Below are 19331 nucleotides of genomic sequence, written 5' to 3' on the forward strand. Positions count from 1 at the left end.
AGGGCGATCGTACTTTGGGGAAATAAGGGCGATCGCGCTTGGGGAAGATAAGGGCGATCGGTTTACTCATCATCATACCTAGATAACCAGGCTCCTATCAGAGTTCCTACTATTCCAGCTCCTGAAAAACCTATTATTATTGGAGCGTTTAAAAGTCCGGCCACAGCAGCTCCAAATCCCGCCGCTGTTCCCATTGACTGCAAAACTGCCTCAACAAATTTTCTTCTAATAATAGCTTTTTGTGCCTTGTTAAAACGGGTTCGCTTTGTTATACTCGGAGTCAAAAAACTTAGTAAAGCAATCATACCTTTCATAGATACACGCTCCGCTACTACTGTAAAAAATTCTCCAAGCCATTCCTTACCGTCTGGTGTTCTGTCACTTTTACCATCAGGTGTTGTGTCATTCTTATTAACTATTGCAACTGCTGGAATCTGATATGCTATATCCGTATCTTTTATGCATTCGGCTATTGCTTGTCGAACACTTTGTGTTCTCTTAGTTAATTTTTTTTGATACTCTGAAGCACTAAGCTTATCAGCAAAAGTGAAAACTATAACAGCGTGTTTCCATGATTCTATACCCAATGCTTCTGAAATAATTTTGATTCCTCGCTTATCATTGTCTGTGATTCGAGTTTCGTCGAGCCTGTTTACATATAACATAGAATCAGGCTCTTTGATTTCGGAACGTATCTTCTCTATGTATATACGATCGTTTCCACTACCATCGCAAAGACCAGGAGTATCAAATATTATTGCTTTAACACCATTCATTTCAAAATTAAACCCAGTAATATCTGTTGTTGTTGTCTCATGATCGCTAACTTCACATACATCTTGACCTACTAATGAGTTTACCGTGCTAGATTTACCCCAACCTGCACGACCAATAACAAAAAATACTAGCCGTTGTCCCCTAAGTGCTTGCACCTTTCTTTCAAGAAATTCAATGAATTGTGCTGCTTTTTGGTCATCCATATTACTTTACTTTTTAAATTTATTGCAATAATTTACCGATCGCCCGTTTGTACAGCAGACGATACAGTCATCAAGGTATATTTTCTGCTAAGCCGTCAGTCGGAAATGTCGGGACTTTCCCAAGACAGCCCGATCGCAAATGTCGGAATCTTGTCGGAAATATCGGAATCTTGTCGGAAATGTCGGAAAGATCGGATATAATACGACAAATCGCAGCACACGACTGACCTATGGAAATCGCAGAAGTCTTAAAACTCGCCGACGAACTAATCTTCGCCAAGACGGGAGAACATATAGACTATCTGCAAAAAGCTATCCTTGAAGGGACATTCCAAGGTCGGACATACCCACAAATTGCTGAAGAGACTCATTCCAGCGAAGGTCATACCAGAGATATTGGTTCGGAATTATGGAAAATACTCTCAGAGGGATTCGGAGAAGATATTACTAAAAGAAATTTTCGAGCAATATTAGATAGTGGTAAAATTTACAATATTTCATCACCTATAGGCAAGAATTTTGTAGAAATTAATAACGTCAATATTTGCCAAGAAAGGGCGAGAAGTCCAACAAATTCCCAAAACTCCCCACAAACTCCTAAACAACTCCACATAGACTTAGGCGACGCACCGGAAATATTCACCTTTTTCGATCGCACTTCTGAACTCTCCACCCTCGAAAACAGGATAACGCGCGATCGCACACGCCTCATTGCACTCCTCGGAATCAGCGGAATCGGCAAAACAACCCTCTCCCTAAGCCTAATCGATCGCATCAAAACCCAATTCGATTACGTCATCTATCGCAGCCTCCGCTTTTCCCCAACCCTAGACGCAACCCTCACCAACCTGCTGCAAATCTTTTCCCAACCATCCGAAATTCCCCAAAACATCGAAACCAAAATTTCCCAACTCCTCGATTACCTGCGAAAATATCGATGTCTGATTGTCCTCGATGACGTACAGATGCTTTTTAGCAGCGGACAACTCGCGGGACAATATAAAACTGGATATGAAGATTATCAGTTATTTTTTAAACTTATTGCCGAAGTTTGTCATCAAAGTTGTTTGATATTGAATAGTTGGGAAAAACCCAGAGAAATTGCCAGATTATCAAAAGATAATCGTCCCGTGCGATGTTTTGTATTGGGAAGTTTAGGAGTAGCAGCTAAAGAGATTTTGAACTCCCAAAAGTTATCCGATGAGGAAACATGGGAAACTTTGATTGATATTTATCAAGGCAATCCTCTGTGGTTGGAGTTGACTGCAACCCTGATTCGAGAGTTATTTGGGGGGAGAGTTGCGGAGTTTTTGCAGTGCGAAATGCCGATTTTAGATGAATCGCTGCAATTTCAATTATCTCAACCTTTTGGGCGTTTGACTCCGGCAGAGTTGGCAGTGATGATTCACCTGGCTAATCAACCTGAACCCGTTGGTGTGTCGCAATTTTTCAACAAAATACCATTTTCCCCGTCAGAAATAGTCAATGCAGTGCGATCTCTGGGAAATCGGTTTTTATTGGATGCAATAGAAGATGAAAAGATAACTTTGTTTAGTTTGAATCCCGTGATGAAACAGTATGTGCAAAGATGAAACGGCGGTTGAAACCGCGTCTACACAAACGAAGTCCGCCTCCGCGGACTGAAGAAAATAAGATAATTTCAACTGCCCGGTCTTCTTCAACCCGCGGAGGCGGGTTTTGTCTGTATAGACGCGGTTTCAACCGCCGGGTATTATGCCGTGTTCGTATCCGTGCTCGCGCCGGAGGTGGCACTACCGTTTCCCTAGGGTAGCTGATTCTGTAAGCGCGATCGTACCCACTCTCTAAACTCTCTAATTCTCGCATTCTCTCCCTTTTCTGAGTCTAAATTCATAAACTGTGCGAGTTCTTTGACAGGAAACGAGGCAAATGCCAAACTCGTTTCCGACTCGGCATAACCCGTATCAGTTAAAATGTTAATTATTAGTTTTCCTTTCTTCCAAATCCAAACTTCCGGCACTTTAAGTTCCGCATAAACCGCCATTTTATTAATAGATGAGCTAGTCAAATCCATTTCCACAACTAAGTCTGGCGGCGGGTCATTTTTGAGATCGATAGTTAACTTTCCCCGCATTAAAGCTTCATTTTGGATATAAAAACATTCATCAGCTTCGTTGCCAGCTTTTTTCGGTTCCGAACGCCAAGTAGATGATTTTAATCCGATAATTTCAATCCCAATTTCCTCAGAAAGTGCTACAATTAGCCGCCCGAGAGTCCAGCTATACCTCTCATGTTCTGGTAAAGGTACCATGAGTTCTAAAGTTCCCTGATAGTAAGTCATGCGCGGCGTTGAACGTTCCGCAAATATTTCTAACAAGTGTTCGTAGGTTTCCCAACTGATATCATGTAAAACGAGGTGAGAACCTGCAAGCTCTTCTTTACTGTACGTCAGGGTTTGAACCATTGCCAATACTCCACGAGAACTTTAACTCTATTTTACTCTATTGAACATTGGACAGGTGCGATCGCACTTTACCAAATCGACTCAAGATTCAGCACAAATCCGGGGAGAACATCTTCACCTGATACAGTGACTGGAGATTCTAACACTTCAACTTCTTGATTCGGACGATAAATTTCTACTTGTCGAGACTTGCGATTAATTAACCAACCTAAAACAGCACCATTATCTCGATACTCTTTCATCTTATCCTGAGTTTCTTTCAAACTATCACTGGGAGACATTAACTCGACGACGAAATCAGGACAAATTGGGGGGAATTTCTTTTGTTGTTCGGGAGTCAAAGCATCCCAGCGTTCTAATTTTACCCAAGAAGCGTCAGGCGCTCTATTTGCATTATTAGGAAGTTTAAAACCTGTTGAAGAGTCAAACACTTTACCCAGTTTTTTTTGCTGATTCCAAATCCAAATCTGTGCCGTTAATCCTGCATTGCTGCTTCCAGTTTCTCCTCCTGCTGGTGACATGATAATTAATTCTCCCTTAGCCGTGCGTTCCAATCTAATATTTTCATTCTCCTGACAGAGTTGAAAAAACTGCTCGTCTGTCAGCTTGATAATGGGGTTTAGGTTGAGGGTGAGGGTAGTCATAGCGGTATTTTATCGTGGCTAAACGACCTATATTGGCGATCGTAGCATATTGAGTGAGTTGTGAGGACGATCGTGCTTCGTAAGTAATGCTTTTGCTAAATGGTAAACCACAGGAATTGATACAGCATGATCCAGAGGATAATCCACATTTATTCACTGCTTTTTACGTGGTGTTCAACATAAGAGCGCAGCACAGCATTCATCAGAGATTGATAACCTTTTCCTTGACTTTTAAACCAATCTAATACATCGCTATCGACTCTTAAAGAAATAGCTTGTTTTGTTAGCGGTTTTACCAGTTTAGCTGTTTCCCAAAAACTCGCATCTAACTCAGAAATATCAGAGGTATCGATCGCAGATTCTGGAATGTTTTCTAATTCTTCAAGTCGTTTGGGCGAGATAGTCATATTCAAACGGCAGAAATTGTATATACAAAACGTATCTACTTATAGAATAGCATAAAGGGCGATCGCCTGTGATGCTATTTCAACTACGCAAACATCGATCGATCTTTCGGTTGAGGAATAGGATAACCCAGTGCGTTAGCCGTTTCTATCCACTCCTGCATAATAATCTCTAGATTTTGCAATGCTTCTTGATAAGTTTCCCCATCCGCAGCACATCCCGGCAATTCAGGTGCTTCGGCAATAAATGCCTGGTCTTCCTCACTCCAGTAGATGATGACTTCGTACTTCATTATGGTTCAACCCCCGCCTTTATTAAAAACTCCCTCTCATTAAAACCCGAAAGCTAAAGCATCCATCATATATTTACTTTTCTCACGTCCCACTTCTAAATATATTTCCAATAATTCCTCGTAAGCAGTAGCTCCGCCTACAATATTCCAAAATTCATCTCCAATAACTACAGCTTCATCAAAAGGCAGATAATTCCTTGCCTGAGACCACTTATAAACAGCTTTTGTTACACCATAGGGATTATAAGGCATCGCATAGTAAGCTTGCAACTGCGGACGCTTTGCACCCCGCAGTAAATGAAACCTCAACAGACGCTGGATCACTTCTAAGCATTGACCTTTATTGGGCTTAGGAGCTTTAATTTCAAATAAGTATTCTGTTCCGTCATTAGCAAAAATATAAAGGTCAGCGCGTACAGTTTTTGTTGCCAAATCATCGGTTCGTCTAGCATTCAGCACTGCTGTTATCATCTGCTCAAAAGATGGTTTAGTTTGTCCTTTTTTATCCATAGATTCATAGTATTCTTTCTGACGTTGAGCTTCTTCAAAAGCTGCAATACTTACTTCCGCTCTGATATCATATCCTCGACGTGCATCCTGATGATGTTCAAGGGCGATTAACTTAGCGCATTCTTCAAGAGAGTTTCCTAATCTGGTACTTAAACCTCGCTCAAATTGATTAATTCGTATTAATTCTGTTGGAATTAATGCGGCTTGAAAAGGTTTTAATTCTCCATTAGTTGAACTGCGCGATAGATACTCTATTCCAGTAGTTGACTTGTGAATAATCCGACCTTTATATTCATCTACAATACCCTGAATAAAACCTTCAAGATATCCTTTAATTATTTCTCGTTGTTTTGTACTAATAGCTGCCATATTTTAAGTCACAATTACAAAATAATTTCGAGTAATGCTTTGGCTAAATGGTAAACCACAGGAATTGATACAGCATTACCCAATTGATGTTTGGCTGTAGTTTCATTTTCAGAAATTTTGAACCATTCGGGAAATCCTTGCAATTTTGCGTAATCCTGTGCAGTTAAAGGTTGAAAGTTTTTCTTTTCATAAATTTCCCTAATAAATGTTTCCTTATATGCTGCGGGTTCTTGACATTCAATCGAGATTGTTGCCACAAAGTCTCTAGTTCCAGTTGCGGTTAAAGTTGCGATCGCATCCGCATGAGGTAAGAAAATTTTAGAAATACCGTTAATCCCTGAAGAAATTTTAGAATTCACAAAATCATAGCCTTTCTCGTCTACACTCCGCAAAATTTCTTTTTCAACTAAGTTGTCAATTTCTGTTTCTTTCAAATCAGGAATTAGTTTGGCTAACACTTTAAATTCTAAAGGATTACCGTCCTTTTCTCCATAAATATTTTTTCTCCGATTTTTCATAATCGTTTGACAAATTAATTTTTCCCTGCTAGTTGTTTCGATTAAATCCCAAGAATGGATGGTAGTATGTCCATCTCTAATATCAGTAAATAAGAAAAAGTCGTTTAATTCATCTAGCTTTTGAAATCTGCCTCTGGAACCCGGTATTTTGCCATCAAATAAAACGGTTGGTGAAAATTTTTGCTTCGTAAAATTGCTACGCTGAATCCCTGGTATCACATCATAAAGCTTTATAGCGCTATCGATGGGTTTAGGAAATGTAAATCCCCAGCATTTTTCTATGTCATTCCTAATGCCAACTATAAACATTCTATCTCTATCTTGGGGTAGCCCAAAATCATAGGAATTTAGCACTTCGTATTTGACAACATAACCAGATGATGTTAAATTATCAATTATGTATTTCAAGCTTTCTATATTTCTTGGTTCTGTCAAGCCTTTGACATTTTCAAATATAAAAGCTTTGGGACGATTAGCTGTTACTACCCTAAATACATCTGTCCATAACTTGCCTCTTGGGTCGTCTAAACCTTGCATTTTACCTGCAATAGACCAAGGTTGACAGGGAACACCACCCACTAATAGATCTATGGCAAAAGGCAATTTATTTAGATTGGTAATATCTCCTAAATATGCCTCATCTGAATTGGCATTTTTAATAAAATTATCTCGATAAACTTGAATGGCTTTTTTATTAATTTCTGAATAGCCTAAGCATTTACAGCCTAATTCTTCGAGAGGAATCCTAAAGCCACCAATCCCAGCAAATAAGTCTACGAACGTTAATTGCGATCGGGTATTTTTAATAGAAGTTGGATTGAATAGTTCAAATAATTCAAGTTGTTGAGCATACATAGTTGGATTCATTTTATTTTCGTTATGACTGACCTTCGACATAAGATTATCGCATATTTACCGTATCTACTTATAACATAGCATAAAGGGTGATCGCACTTTGGGAAGACAAGGGCGATCACTATCATCTGTTATCTAAGTCACGTTTTTCTGTAGTCGAAATACTCATCGAAAATTACTCTCAAAGCCAAAACTTTGTTCTAATTGCTTCATGTAAGTATTCAATTTGTTTAAAACGTAGCCTGCTAAATAACCAGGAGTATTATTAACGGTATAACAAAATTCTAAGGCAATATATTTCTCATTTTTAGCATTTACTAATATATCAGGTCTAATATTTGGTAGGTCTGGATGGGGTTTCTCACAACTAAATGATAAATTGGATTCTTGATATAAATCTTGTAGAGCTAAATATAGACTTTTATTTAAAAGGCTATCGCTGATTTTATTATTGACTATATCTTTATTAATTTTCTCAAAAGGGTCTTTAGCATTTGCTAGTCCCTTTTCTACAGTACCACTTTTACGTTTTCCAGCAGTGATAGGACGACTTAATAATTGGAAGTATAAAGGAGTAGTAGATAAAGTGTTTTGAGCCGCTTTTTTTCCAAACCAATGATCAAGAACTTTATATTGGTTAATAAACTCTTCTCTAGAAATAGGAATCTTTGCCTCTTTAGAATAGGCAGCGATGCAATTCACTAAAGCATTTGTTGGTAAGTACATAATTTTTGTTGTTAATATGCCATTAAGTGCCAAAGTAAGACGACCAGGTTTCCAATCAGCTTTTCTTTGGTTATTTTCTTTAATATAAGTGAAAAGCGCACTGTAATTTGCGTTCCACATTTCGTTAATGTTATCAGACTGTTTAGCAAATTGAGCTACAACGCTTTCTGCTTTAGGATAAGAGAATATAAACCAGACTTCTGTCGGTCTAGGAACATTCTGCATCAACTGTTGTGTATATTTTGTTCTATCTCGTGAAAGATCTCTTATGTCTCTTAAATAGTCCCTGATAATAATTCTATCTTTGGGTTTTTGTTCATATTTATCCTTAATAATGTCATCAAAATCATCATCGTTTAATTGAAAATCATAACACGTTTTTCCTTGGTTAAAAAATGCAATTGTGTTCTTAGCAATAGTTGGATATTCTTCTATTGGTGGTCCAGTAAACTCTAGAGTAGGTATTTTTTGATAAAACATTGTACTAGAAAAAGTTTTTGCTAAATCTTGCATAGTTGTTAAATCTTGCCTATCTGTTACTGGCCAAATAATCAGAATAGGGTATTTACGTAGTAATCCATTTAAATCTCTAAAGAAAGCTATTACTTGCTCATTATCTTCACCCTGTAAGTTTTCTAAATAATCAATAACAATGCACAACTTATCTTTATTGTCATTTTCCGCCAAAAACTTAATAGACTCCTGCTTGAGACGAGTGAGTAGATTTTGCAACTTCAAACTTGGGTCATTAGTTAAATCACTTGCATCAATAGGCACAATTTCTTTGATACGAATATGTTTCCTCCATTCCAATGAACTTATGAAAGTTGATTTTCCTACTCCTGAAATACCGTATAAAAATAATAGATAACCAGATAGTTTAATTTGACTAACTACTTGAATTATTTTTTCTTCAAATTCAATTACAGGCGTAATAAACCGTGCCATTAGAGCTAAATTTTGTGCTATTTTTTGTTGATTGACTTCTTGTTGTAGGGTTTCCTCATAAGTTTCAGGTATAATTAATTCCAAAATTTCATCAGACAATCTATTGAAAGCAGTTTCTGTTATATTAGCAGATTCTGAAATTTTATTTTTATCAGTTTCATTCGAGACAACTGATGTATTAGTATCATTTATATATTCATCTACGGACTTCATGTAAGATTCGGTATCTGTTTTATCTGTAGATTGTACTACTTCAACCAAGTTTGATTTTTCAATATCATAAACTAAATCTAGCTCTAATTGTTTGTAACCGTTATTATCATTATCTGCTTTTTTTCTAGCCATATGTAGTTAACGCCATAATTGAGAATTACGAGTTAGGCAAGATACCTACTTATATTATAACCCAAGTTCTGCTCTTTAATTGTCTTAGACCAACAAGCTTTACTTAATGAGACTTTTAGGACTGTTAGATTAGCGCTATCATAGTGCGTCTTTTATGATTGGGAAGATGGGCAGGCCCAAAAGCCTGCCCCATACTAAAATCCTACTCTACCCCTTCAATCCGATCTTCCACCTCCTGATAAAGTTCACGCAACCTGTCCAAATTACTCTCCGAAGTCTCCCAATAACCCCGACCATTCACCTCCAGCAAAGTGCTGACAATCTTGCGGAAAGAATGAGGATTCAAATTCAGCAAACGCTTCTGCATCTCCTCATCTTGGATAAACGTACCGTTCACATCCTCATACACCCAATTATCCACCGCGCCGGCAGTCGCACTCCATCCAGTCGTGTTCACCAGACGCTTAGAAATCTCCCGCACGCCTTCATAACCGTGCGATAACATCCCCTCGTACCACTTCGGATTCAGCAGCTTTGTCCGCGAATCTAAACGCACGGTTTCTGATAGCGTCCGTACCTGGGCGTTGGCTGTTGTGGTATCAGCAACAAAGGATGTTGGTTTCTTCCCATCTGCGCGCAAACTGCCGATTAATTTAGTTGGATCGGAGTCGAAATAGTGCGACACGTCGGTTAGCGAAATCTCCGCAGAATCTAAGTTTTGGAAGGTGACTTCAGCAGTTTTTAAGGATGATTCAAAAATCTGCCTGTCTTGTTCCATTGTTCCGGGATTGTCGGAAGAAAAGGCGAAGGATTTGCGGGTCAAGTACATTTCCTGCAACTCGGCTTCACTTTCCCAAGTGCTGTTTTCTACCGCTAAGTTGACGTTAGATGAATAGGAACCGGAAGCATTGGAAAAGACGCGGGTGGCTGCTTGGCGCAGGTTGATTCCCATTTCTTCCGCTTGCTTCAATGCGTGTTTGCGGACGAAGTTCATTTCTAAGGGTTCGTCGGCTTCTGCTGCCATTTTCACGGCTTTATCTAACAAATTCATTTGGTTGATGAACAAGTCGCGGAATACGCCGGAACAGTTAATTACTACGTCGATTCGAGGCCGTCCCAACTCTTCTAAAGACAGCAATTCCAGTTTGTTTACCCGGCCTAAAGCGTCGGGTACTGGCTTCACTCCCACCATCCACATTACTTGGGCGAGGGATTCGCCGTAAGTCTTGATGTTGTCGGTTCCCCAGAGCACAACGGCGATGGTTTCGGGATAGTTGCCGTCGTTATCAGTGCGCTGTCTTTCTAATAGCCGATCGACTACAACCTTAGCAGACTTAATCGCCCCCGTCGTAGGGATTGACTGCGGGTCCAAAGCGTGCATATTCTTGCCAGTCGGCAAAACATCCGGGTTGCGAATCGGATCGCCGCCTGGGCCGGGGATAATGTATTCGCCCTCTAACGCGCGTAACAGTGCGCCTAATTCGTTGTCGGCGCAAACTTGCTGTAAGCAGAATTCGAGATACTCAAAGAGCGGTTTAATTAGCTCTACATCGACTTTTTTGTAACCGGCTGCGTGTAAGGATTCAATCCAAGGTGTTTTCTTGCCCATGTTGAAGAAATTTAACTTGGAAACTAGGGAAACTCGACCCTCAGCATCGGTTTGTTCTTTGACTAAAGCGGTGACGGCATCGCGACAGGCTAAGGTGATGTTTTGCAGCAGTTCGACATCTGCTAAAATGCCTTTGTCGTTGTTGGTGTAGATATCGTCAATATTCCGATCGCAACTTAGAGCAATAATCCGCGACAAACTGACTAATCCGTCTTCTTCCCGGTCTAAATTGGCAATGTTGACGAGTGTTGCGATCGCCTCTTCCGCAGTCGGTGGCTTCCCAACAACGTGCAAACCACAAGGTAACAACCGCGATTCAATCTCCATCAACTTGCGGTAAACCAAGCCAACTAAATTGTCCCGATCCTCCGCAGTCATGCCCGCAGCAACGCCTCTTTCCTGTTCCGGAGGTAAGGTGATATCCTTGTCCAAATTGACCAAACGGCATTTTTCGACGATCGCATCCACGATCGGCACACCCCGGCCCGTATCCTTCAAAGTTTGATAGGAAGCAATCAACTCGCTGAGTTCCTGCAAACCTTTGTACAAACCAGCATTTTCTGCCGGAGGAGTCAGATAGCTGATGGTTTCAGCATAACTGCGACGCTTAGCAATTGTTGCCTCGCTGGGATTGTTGGCGGCGTAATAATAAAGGTTAGGAATCTTGCCGATCAAACTGTCGGGATAACAATCGATAGACATTCCCATCTGCTTACCAGGCATGAATTCTAGGGAACCGTGAGTGCCAAAGTGCAGCACCGCATCCGCACCCCAAATGCGCTCTAAATAAGTGTAGTAAGCAGCAAAACCGTGGTGCGGACTAGCAGAACGAGAGAATAACAACCGCATCGGATCGCCTTCATATCCAAAGGTAGGTTGCACTCCGATAAATACGTTGCCGAAATGTTTGCCGAAAATCAGCAAATTTTGTCCGTCGCTGTTCAAATGCCCAGGAGGCGGGCCCCAATTTTCTTGCAAACGTTCCGAGTAAGGAGTGAATTCTTCGTATTCAGCTACCGACATCCGGTAAGCAATATTCAATTCCGGGCTTTGGTATTGGGCTGTTGCATCGTGGATGACTTCTTGCATCAGTTTTTCGGCGGAATCCGGCAGTTCTGGCAAGTCGTAACCGTTACCTTTTAGGGCTTTCAATACTTCGTAAATTGAGCCGAAAACGTCCAAGTAAGCGGCTGTGCCGACGTTGCCTTTGTCGGGCGGAAAGCTGAAGACTGTGATCGCAACTTTCTTGTCTAATTTTGGTTTGCGCCGCAGCATTGCCCATTTCATGGCGCGCTGGGAAATCGCCTCGATTCTATCTTGCAGGGCGATCGCCTTTCCAGTTGCGCCATCTCTACCCGACAAAATAATTGGTTCGATCGCACCATCCAACTCAGGAATCGCCACTTGCAAAGCAACTTGAATCGGGTGCAAGCCCAAATCGCTATTTTCCCACTCTTCCGTCGTTTGGAAAACCAGCGGCAAAGCCACCATATAAGGGCAGTTGAGCTTTTTCAAAGTCTCGATCGCCTTTGGGTGATCTTGTTTCGCCGGGCCGCCAACCAACGCAAAACCAGTCAGAGAAACTACCGCATCTACGATCGGCAGCGGTGCCACACCTTTGGGCCCAACTTCCAAGAAAAAGCTTTCAACCGGTTTCGAGAAGTCCAAACCGCCTGCAAAAATCGGTAACACCCGCGCCCCCATTGCCTCCAATTCCTGCACAATTGCTACGTAGTGCGCGTCATCTCCAGTAACTAAGTGAGTGCGCTGCAACACTAAACCAATGCAAAGTGCGAGGGGATCTTTGAGGTCTGCGGAAATATCTTTGCGGGCATTATACCAGTTCAGATATCCTTTGACATCCTCAAACATGGACGGTGCTAAAGGATGCCAAATCCCCATGTCGGGGTAGACAACAGGTTCTTGAAAAGTTAACTGTTCCTGGCCTTTGAATACATATTTATGTGACAGCATCAGCAAGAAGTTTTCCAAGTTTTCTTGGGAACCGCCCAGCCAATACTGGAAACTTAGCATGAAGTTGCGGGCATCTTGAGCTTTGTCGATCGGCAAATATTTCAGCACTTTCGGCAAAGTTTGCAGCAGTTTCAGCATTCCGTCTTGGAAGGAACTACCGGATTTTTCCTTCCGTTTTTTCATGAATTCGCCGATCGCGCTTTTGCTTTGTCCCAACTGCGCCATCGAGAAACTGCCCATTTTGTTGAGCCGCATCACCCCAGGCATCGACGGGAAGACGACGGCGACATCCAAGCTGTCGCGCAGCGGTTCTACAGCCGCTACCACTTTTTCGGCCAAATCTTCGATAAAAATTAGAGAAGCAATAAATACATTGGCATCAGCCACATCCCGCTTGAAGGCCTCGTAATTTTCCGGGCTGCGGAGTTCTTCGATCAGATAGCCGCTGATTTCTATTGCCAGATTCGGATTTTTGTTATTTATCGCTCGAACCGCTGCGGAGAGGGCGCTTTGATACTGCGGTTCTAGTACGACATAGACCACCTTCATGAGCGATCGCCCCTGCAAGTTTTCCGGCACGACGTGGCGAATGGTGGGCTTGACGTGAGTGAACATCCGGTTAGGCTCCTTTAAGATGCTGTTTTCGGCAATCGGGAATTTTTTTGTCCCCTAAGCATTTTTACCAGAAAACGCTTGCCATTAGGCGATTCGATCCTGCTAATTACACAATTCGACAAATTTATTGCAATTTTTAGTTACATTATTTTACAAATTCCTTGAGCAAATGCTCCAAATTATCTTTACAAAAATTTACTTGACATATCTTATAAAATATGTTTAAAGCAAGCTATCATAAAAAAATCCCCAAAAATCAACAAACCTTTGAGAAAAAAAATCCCGAAACAAGCTCGAACTTTTGTATAACAGATCATACTTGCGATAGAGCAGTTAATTGAGGGGGAAAAGGCATAATCTATGAAGATAGAATAAAAAATTCTAGTAATTTGTATGTCACAAAACTCAATATTTGCCTAGGAACTTAAAACCATTTTATAACTTCTGAATTCTATACAGTATATGCCAGGTTTATGAAGTGCAGTAGGGACAAGGCAATGCCGTGTCCCTACCGGAATTTCTCGATCCGAGGCGTACTTCATAAACATGGAATCTGCTGTAAGTTCCCGATCCGCGATCGAGTCAATGAAAAGCTAATTGGTATTCACAATCAAGCTCATCAAAACCATAGGTATAAAACATGGCTAACTACGCAATTTTCGACGAAAAATACTACCTCGCCCAATATCCTTGGGTCAAACCGGCCATTGATGCCGGAGTAATCGCATCTGGCAAAGAACACTTTGAAAAATTTGGTAGAGCAGGTGGCTTAACTAAAGTATCGCGTTATTTTGACGAAGCTACTTACCTTGCAGGCAACCCAGATCTCGCACCCTTTGTCAAAACTGTCAACCCAAACGCGCCTTTTGCCACCGGCCTCGATCACTTTATTCAGTTCGGTTACGATGAAGGACAGCGCCGCACTAAAGTATCGCCTGAGTACAACGAAGATTTTTATTTGGCAAATAACTCAGAATTGCGATCGTTTATCGGGGCTAATGCACCTTTCAAATCAGGATACCAGCATTTCATTCAATTCGGGGCCAAAGAAGGCCGTTTTGGAACTTCATTTTTTGAACCGGAATACTTAAAGAAAAATCCTGATATTGTGCCATTTGTCAACTCTGGAAATTTGAAAACTGGTCGGGAACACTACTTCAATTTCGGGAAAAACGAGCCAAGCCGCGACGCAACTTTTGTTGGCAGCCGTAGCAACGACATTATCACAGGCGTTGGCGTGGGGAATACCGAACTTGTGGGAGTAGAAGTAGGTATCGATCGCAACGGAAACCGGCAGTATGAAAGCTTTGGAACTAATGAATTCGATGTCCTAATTGGCAGCCCGGGAGTTGATACATTCGTCCTCGGAGTTCCTGCATCAGCCGGGAATCCCTCCGCCGCAGCGCTGTATACAGGTAACGGTCAAGCTACGATTCGCAACTTCGACATAGAAAATGATTTGATCCAACTGCAAGGAAATTCTTTAAGCGGTTACAGCCTGACTCCTGTTGGTGGCAATTTGTCAATCCAGCGTTTTGGAGATGTACTCGGCGTGATTGAAGGAGGTGCAAACTTGAATTTGAGTTTCATCCAATCTAATGGTAACGGTACTTTCGCGATCGGTTAGTCATTGGTCATTAATCATTAGTCATTAGTCATTAGTCATTGGTCATTAGTTGATACTGATGATTGATGGCTTTTGAGTTTTCTTGCGATCGCCCTTTTGTGTCTACCAGCAAAAAAAATGCTGCTAGATAATACTTAACTTGACATAATGAGCTAGTAGAGTTAGTAATAGTGGGTTGATTTTAACAAACAAATCTGTAGACTAAAAATCAGGTAAATGGCATGACAAACTATGACATCTTCGACGAACAATACTACCTTTCACAGTATCCGTGGCTGAAACCAGCACTTGATGCAGGAATCATCAAATCTGGCAGAGAACACTTTGAAAAATTTGGTCAAGCTGGTGGCCTCACCGCAGTATCGCGTTACTTTGACGAACAAACCTATCTAGCTCAAAATCCAGATATTGTTCCCTCAATCCGCAACTCAAGCAATCCAAACGCGCCTTTTGCTTCTGGTTTAGACCACTTTATCCAGTTTGGTTACGAAGAAGGTCGCACGCGAGTATCGCCTGACTACGACCAAGCATTTTATGTAGCAAATAATCGAGATTTGTTACCGTTTATTCAAAATGGAACCTTTAAAAATGGTTACCAGCATTTCATTAAATTCGGAATCAAAGATGGTCTGTTTGCGACTTCTTTCTCTGAACCGGATTATTTCACTGGCGATATCAGGTCACTTGTCAATTCAGGAGTGTTTAAAACTGGCAGAGAACACTATCTGAAATTAGGACAATTTGATCCTAATCGTACTGCGACTTTTGTCGGAACTTCTGGTAATGATATTGTTACTGGTTTCGGGGCGGGGAATACCAGACTCATTGGAGTTGAAGTAGGTAGAAGTGTCCCTAATGTTCTCACAAGTGGGATCTTCACGGTTTATGAAAGTAAGGGCGACAATGAATTTGATACTCTGATTGGTGGTACAGGTCAGGATGAATTCCTATTGGGTACGACTACGCCAATGGGTATTAGATCTGCATTGGTCAACATTGAGGTTTTCTACAATGGGCCTGGTTTTGCTACAATTCAGAACTTTACACAAGGTCAGGACAGTATCCGGCTGGGAGGATATTTAGATTGGTACATTCTGTCTCCTATCAACAATAATCTAGATTTACAAATTCAAACAAAATTCTCAGATAGCTCATCTGGTGCGATAGTATTGGACACGATCGCCGTAATTAAAGGTGGCGGCAATTTGAACTTGAATCGATTGCCAGAATCATTAAATAGTTTTTCATACTTTTTATTAGGCTAAAAATCCAGAAGCGATTAATGAGTGGGTGTTGAATTTGATGGGTGGAATCGCCCATTGAAACAAAATGGCGATCGCGCTTTGCTATTCCGGCAACTCGCCAAAGCGATCGCGGTATTGAGCTACCAACTCTTCAGCCGTCAAATACCTATTGCCTCGTTCATCAAACCAGTACAAAACCTCTAACTGTCGCTCTCCATCATTGTAACGACCTCGACCAATGCCTAAGCCTACTTCCGGCATCCAAAAAGGTTCACCAATTTGCTGTTCGTACTCGCCATTTACCAAATGATAAACTTCAAACGGTTGATGTTGGTCTCGTCGCCAGTAATAGGGATTGTAAATCACATAGTAAAGCACGCCCAACTTCGCGTAAATGTCAATTTTTTTATCGTATTCGCCGCCGTAAGTTTGAGAAACAATCTCTAGGGCAAACATTGGGGGAATATTATTTTCTTCCCACAGGACGTAACTGAGGCGCAAAGTATCGCCTTTGAATCTTTCGACACCCAGACTTAGAAAGCCGTCAGGAACGATTGGAACTAGATGACTTACTCCCGTCGTGTGATAAACTCCCATATCCACCGCAAAAAACCAGTCATTCCGCTCGCGCCAGTGAAATTTGAGCAAGAATAACAGTAAGTTGGGAAGAAAGTTTTGATTTTCGTTATCCACGGGAGTATCATCCGAAGAAGGGAGTTCGGCGCTGGTTGGCAAACGCATTTCTCGATCGAATAGTACCATGATAGAAAAATGGCAAATTTATTGATTAATTGTATCATCCAGAAACAGGGTTTCTGATTAGTTGGTAGTGAGGACTTTAGTCCTTAAGATCGGAGGACTAAAGTCCTCACTACAAACCGTTTAGCTTTTGCGCGCCAGCTTCAAAACCTCAACCACATCTTGGTGCTTTTCCGAAGATGCCCAGATTAACGCAGTCCAAGTATTATTATCCTTGGCTTTGAGATCGGAACCTCGATCGATCAAAACCTGCACAACATCAGCGCGCCCGCTACCCGCCGCACTCATCAAAGCCGTCAAACCAAAAGCAGTTTTAGCATTCACATCCGCCCCCGCATCCAGCAAAAGCTGTACAATCTCGGTATGTCCGGCAGCAGCGGCGCTCATTAACGGCGTCCAACCGTCATTATCCTGACTGTTAGCATCCGCACCTGCTGCGAGCAATTTTTTGACAATATCAGCATTGCCAACCTCAGCCGCAGCCGTCAAAGCCGTCGCGCCTTCCTCGTCTTTGGCGTTGATATCTGCACGTTGTTCGATCGCACATTCCACAGCCGCCACATCACCCATCTTGACGGCATCCATTAAATCTGTCATAGAATTCTCCCTTGTATCCTTTTAAATCTTAAATGCTATGACAGTCGATATTTTAATCCTTTCCAACGGGCCCGGAGAATTAGCAACTTGGGTGCGTCCCACCGTGCAAGCATTGCGCCAGCAATTGGCAAACAAGGGCACAGAAGCGCGAATCTCGGTGGTGCTGTCCCCCTGTCCGCACGCCACGGGAAAAGAAGCAGAAATCGCCGCGAACTACCCAGAAGTGGATAGAGTGCAAGCACCGGAGCATTTTTTTCGATTTTTATTATCGGGCAAAACTGCCCAAAATTGGGATTGGTATGAAACGGGAGTTGTTTTGTTTTTAGGCGGCGACCAATTTTTTACGGTTGTTATTGGCAAAAGGCTAAAATATCGCACTGTTACCTATGCGGAATGGGACGCGCGGTGGTATCGCTGGATTGATAGGTTTGCGGCGATGAAACCGGAAGTTTTGGCTAAAGTTCCGCAAAAATATGCTGATAAATTTACAGTTGTGGGAGATTTGATTGCGGAAGTAGGCGATCGCAAATCGGAGACAAAAGACGGCGTACAACCCCGACGGGAAATAGAGTTAATTGGATTGTTACCGGGTTCTAAGGCGGCAAAATTAGCTTTAGGTGTACCGTTGTGTTTGGCGATCGCGCAATCGATCCATCGAGTCCGCCCTGAAACGCGCTTTGTAATTCCGGTTGCTCCGAGCTTAGATGTGCAAACTCTAGCACGTTTTGCCGACGCCGAACACAATCCCTGCTTGCATTTATTTGCCAACGCTAGCGCGGAACTTCATTTAACAGAACCGCCGTTTTTGCAGACAGCAACTGGCTTACAAATAGAACTTTGGACGCAAAATCCTGCCTACGATTTGCTATCAAAATGCAGTCTGTGTTTGACTACTGTGGGGGCGAATACTGCGGAATTGGGTTCGCTAGCTGTACCGATGATTGTGTTGATTCCGACGCAGCAGTTGGATGCGATGAAGGCTTGGGATGGTTTGCCGGGATTGTTGGCAAATTTGCCGTTAGTCGGTTCTGTTTTTGCGACGGCGATTAATTGGCTGATTCTGCAATTGGGGAAGGGAAAGCTTTATGCTTGGCCGAATATCTGGGCGGGCGAGGAGATTGTGCCCGAGTTGATCGGGCGGCTGGAAGCGGATGTTGTGGCGGATCTGGCGATCGACTATTTGAGCAATCCTGATAAATTAGCACGAATGGGCGATCGGCTCCGCAGTGTGCGCGGCGAATCAGGGGCGGCGCGGAAAATCGCTGAATTGGTTTGTGAAGAAGTCGATTTTTGCGATCGTTAATTGTGGTAGGGGCCCTTTCACCAACAATATCTAACGCCAACCAACAATTTACATAAACCCGCCCCCACCCCACAGAAAATATCAACCTGCATTATCTTAGCAATTTTCCTGATTTTCCCAAATATCGTAGGGGTGGGTTAACCAACAATATCGAACACCAACCAACAATGTAAATACGCTGCTGACAGATATTGTTTGTGAACCCGCCCTTACAGGTCTTTTTGATATCAACCTAGCCCCGATCGTGCTTGGCAATTACCCAAATAGCCTGAACAACGCCGGGAATAAATCCCAAAAATGTCAGAACCAGGTTGATCCAAAAATCACCTCCAATCCCGACAGTCAAAAATACGCCCAGCGGGGGAATAAAAGTCGATTTTTGCGATCGTTAATTGTTGTAGGGGCTCTTTCACCAACAATATCGAACACCAACCAACAACTTACATAAACCCACCCCCACCCCACAGATAATATCAACCTGCATTATCTTAGCAATTTTCCTGATTTTCCCAAATATCGTAGGGGTGGGTTAACCAACAATATCGAACACCAACCAACAATGTAAATA

16 protein-coding genes are annotated in these 19331 nt (G+C 42.1%); 4 read left to right on the forward strand and 12 right to left on the reverse strand.

Annotated elements, in window-relative coordinates:
* Nucleotides 1-62 precede the first annotated feature (62 nt).
* Complete coding sequence (locus JGK07_RS06905; RefSeq protein ID WP_293189147.1) at nt 63-980, reverse strand: GTPase; 918 nt, start codon at nt 978-980, stop codon at nt 63-65.
* A gap of 230 nt (nt 981-1210) precedes the next feature.
* Here JGK07_RS06905 and JGK07_RS06910 point away from each other — a divergent pair, with 230 nt between their 5' ends.
* Complete coding sequence (locus tag JGK07_RS06910; RefSeq protein WP_293189149.1) at nt 1211-2572, forward strand: ATP-binding protein; 1362 nt, start codon at nt 1211-1213, stop codon at nt 2570-2572.
* Between the two features lie 191 nt (nt 2573-2763).
* On the opposite strand, the gene JGK07_RS06915 is transcribed toward JGK07_RS06910, so the two are convergent.
* The 8 genes from JGK07_RS06915 to JGK07_RS06950 form a co-directional block, all read right to left on the reverse strand.
* Nucleotides 2764-3423 carry a Uma2 family endonuclease gene (locus tag JGK07_RS06915; protein ID WP_293176680.1) on the reverse strand — a complete coding sequence of 220 codons (660 nt, stop codon included), beginning with the start codon at nt 3421-3423 and terminating at the stop codon, nt 2764-2766.
* 68 nt (nt 3424-3491) lie between these two features.
* On the reverse strand, nt 3492-4067 hold the full coding sequence (locus tag JGK07_RS06920) for a Uma2 family endonuclease (protein WP_293176678.1): 576 nt from the start codon (nt 4065-4067) through the stop codon (nt 3492-3494).
* A 149-nt stretch (nt 4068-4216) separates the two neighbouring features.
* A complete protein-coding gene (locus JGK07_RS06925) occupies nt 4217-4474 on the reverse strand; it encodes a BrnA antitoxin family protein (protein ID WP_293189151.1) in 258 nt (85 codons plus the stop codon).
* A gap of 83 nt (nt 4475-4557) precedes the next feature.
* Nucleotides 4558-4764 carry a type II toxin-antitoxin system HicB family antitoxin gene (locus JGK07_RS06930; protein ID WP_293189153.1) on the reverse strand — a complete coding sequence of 69 codons (207 nt, stop codon included), beginning with the start codon at nt 4762-4764 and terminating at the stop codon, nt 4558-4560.
* A 39-nt stretch (nt 4765-4803) separates the two neighbouring features.
* The gene (locus tag JGK07_RS06935; protein ID WP_293189155.1) at nt 4804-5643 is read right to left on the reverse strand and encodes a TdeIII family type II restriction endonuclease; all 840 of its coding nucleotides are present in this window, start codon (nt 5641-5643) and stop codon (nt 4804-4806) included.
* Nucleotides 5644-5657: 14 nt separating this feature from the next.
* On the reverse strand, nt 5658-7028 hold the full coding sequence (gene dcm / locus JGK07_RS06940; RefSeq protein ID WP_293224298.1) for a DNA cytosine methyltransferase: 1371 nt from the start codon (nt 7026-7028) through the stop codon (nt 5658-5660).
* 153 nt (nt 7029-7181) lie between these two features.
* Nucleotides 7182-9035 (reverse strand): ATP-binding protein, encoded by a 1854-nt coding sequence (locus tag JGK07_RS06945; RefSeq protein WP_293189159.1) that lies wholly within the window; start codon nt 9033-9035, stop codon nt 7182-7184.
* 202 nt (nt 9036-9237) lie between these two features.
* Nucleotides 9238-13233, reverse strand: a complete 3996-nt coding sequence (locus JGK07_RS06950; RefSeq protein WP_293224299.1) for a magnesium chelatase subunit H — start codon at nt 13231-13233, stop codon at nt 9238-9240.
* 640 nt (nt 13234-13873) lie between these two features.
* Here JGK07_RS06950 and JGK07_RS06955 point away from each other — a divergent pair.
* Nucleotides 13874-14860: a calcium-binding protein gene (locus JGK07_RS06955; protein WP_293176662.1), complete on the forward strand. Its 987-nt coding sequence runs from the start codon at nt 13874-13876 to the stop codon at nt 14858-14860.
* 221 nt (nt 14861-15081) lie between these two features.
* Entirely contained in the window at nt 15082-16125 is a 1044-nt protein-coding gene (locus JGK07_RS06960) for a calcium-binding protein (protein WP_293176660.1), read from the forward strand.
* Nucleotides 16126-16206: 81 nt separating this feature from the next.
* On the opposite strand, the gene JGK07_RS06965 is transcribed toward JGK07_RS06960, so the two are convergent.
* Both JGK07_RS06965 and JGK07_RS06970 read right to left on the reverse strand, forming a co-directional pair.
* On the reverse strand, nt 16207-16866 hold the full coding sequence (locus JGK07_RS06965; RefSeq protein WP_293224300.1) for a Uma2 family endonuclease: 660 nt from the start codon (nt 16864-16866) through the stop codon (nt 16207-16209).
* Nucleotides 16867-16986: 120 nt separating this feature from the next.
* Nucleotides 16987-17460: an ankyrin repeat domain-containing protein gene (locus JGK07_RS06970; protein WP_293224301.1), complete on the reverse strand. Its 474-nt coding sequence runs from the start codon at nt 17458-17460 to the stop codon at nt 16987-16989.
* A 37-nt stretch (nt 17461-17497) separates the two neighbouring features.
* Between JGK07_RS06970 and JGK07_RS06975 the strand changes: the two genes are divergently transcribed.
* A complete protein-coding gene (locus JGK07_RS06975) occupies nt 17498-18763 on the forward strand; it encodes a lipid-A-disaccharide synthase (protein WP_293224302.1) in 1266 nt (421 codons plus the stop codon).
* A gap of 232 nt (nt 18764-18995) precedes the next feature.
* Here the strand turns inward: JGK07_RS06975 and JGK07_RS06980 are convergent, their stop codons facing one another.
* Nucleotides 18996-19130 (reverse strand): YqaE/Pmp3 family membrane protein, encoded by a 135-nt coding sequence (locus JGK07_RS06980; RefSeq protein WP_293242042.1) that lies wholly within the window; start codon nt 19128-19130, stop codon nt 18996-18998.
* Between the last annotated feature and the right edge of the window lie 201 nt (nt 19131-19331).

Source organism: Microcoleus sp. PH2017_24_DOB_U_A (assembly GCF_020738205.1).
In the GTDB taxonomy this organism is placed as follows: Bacteria; Cyanobacteriota; Cyanobacteriia; order Cyanobacteriales; family Microcoleaceae; genus Microcoleus.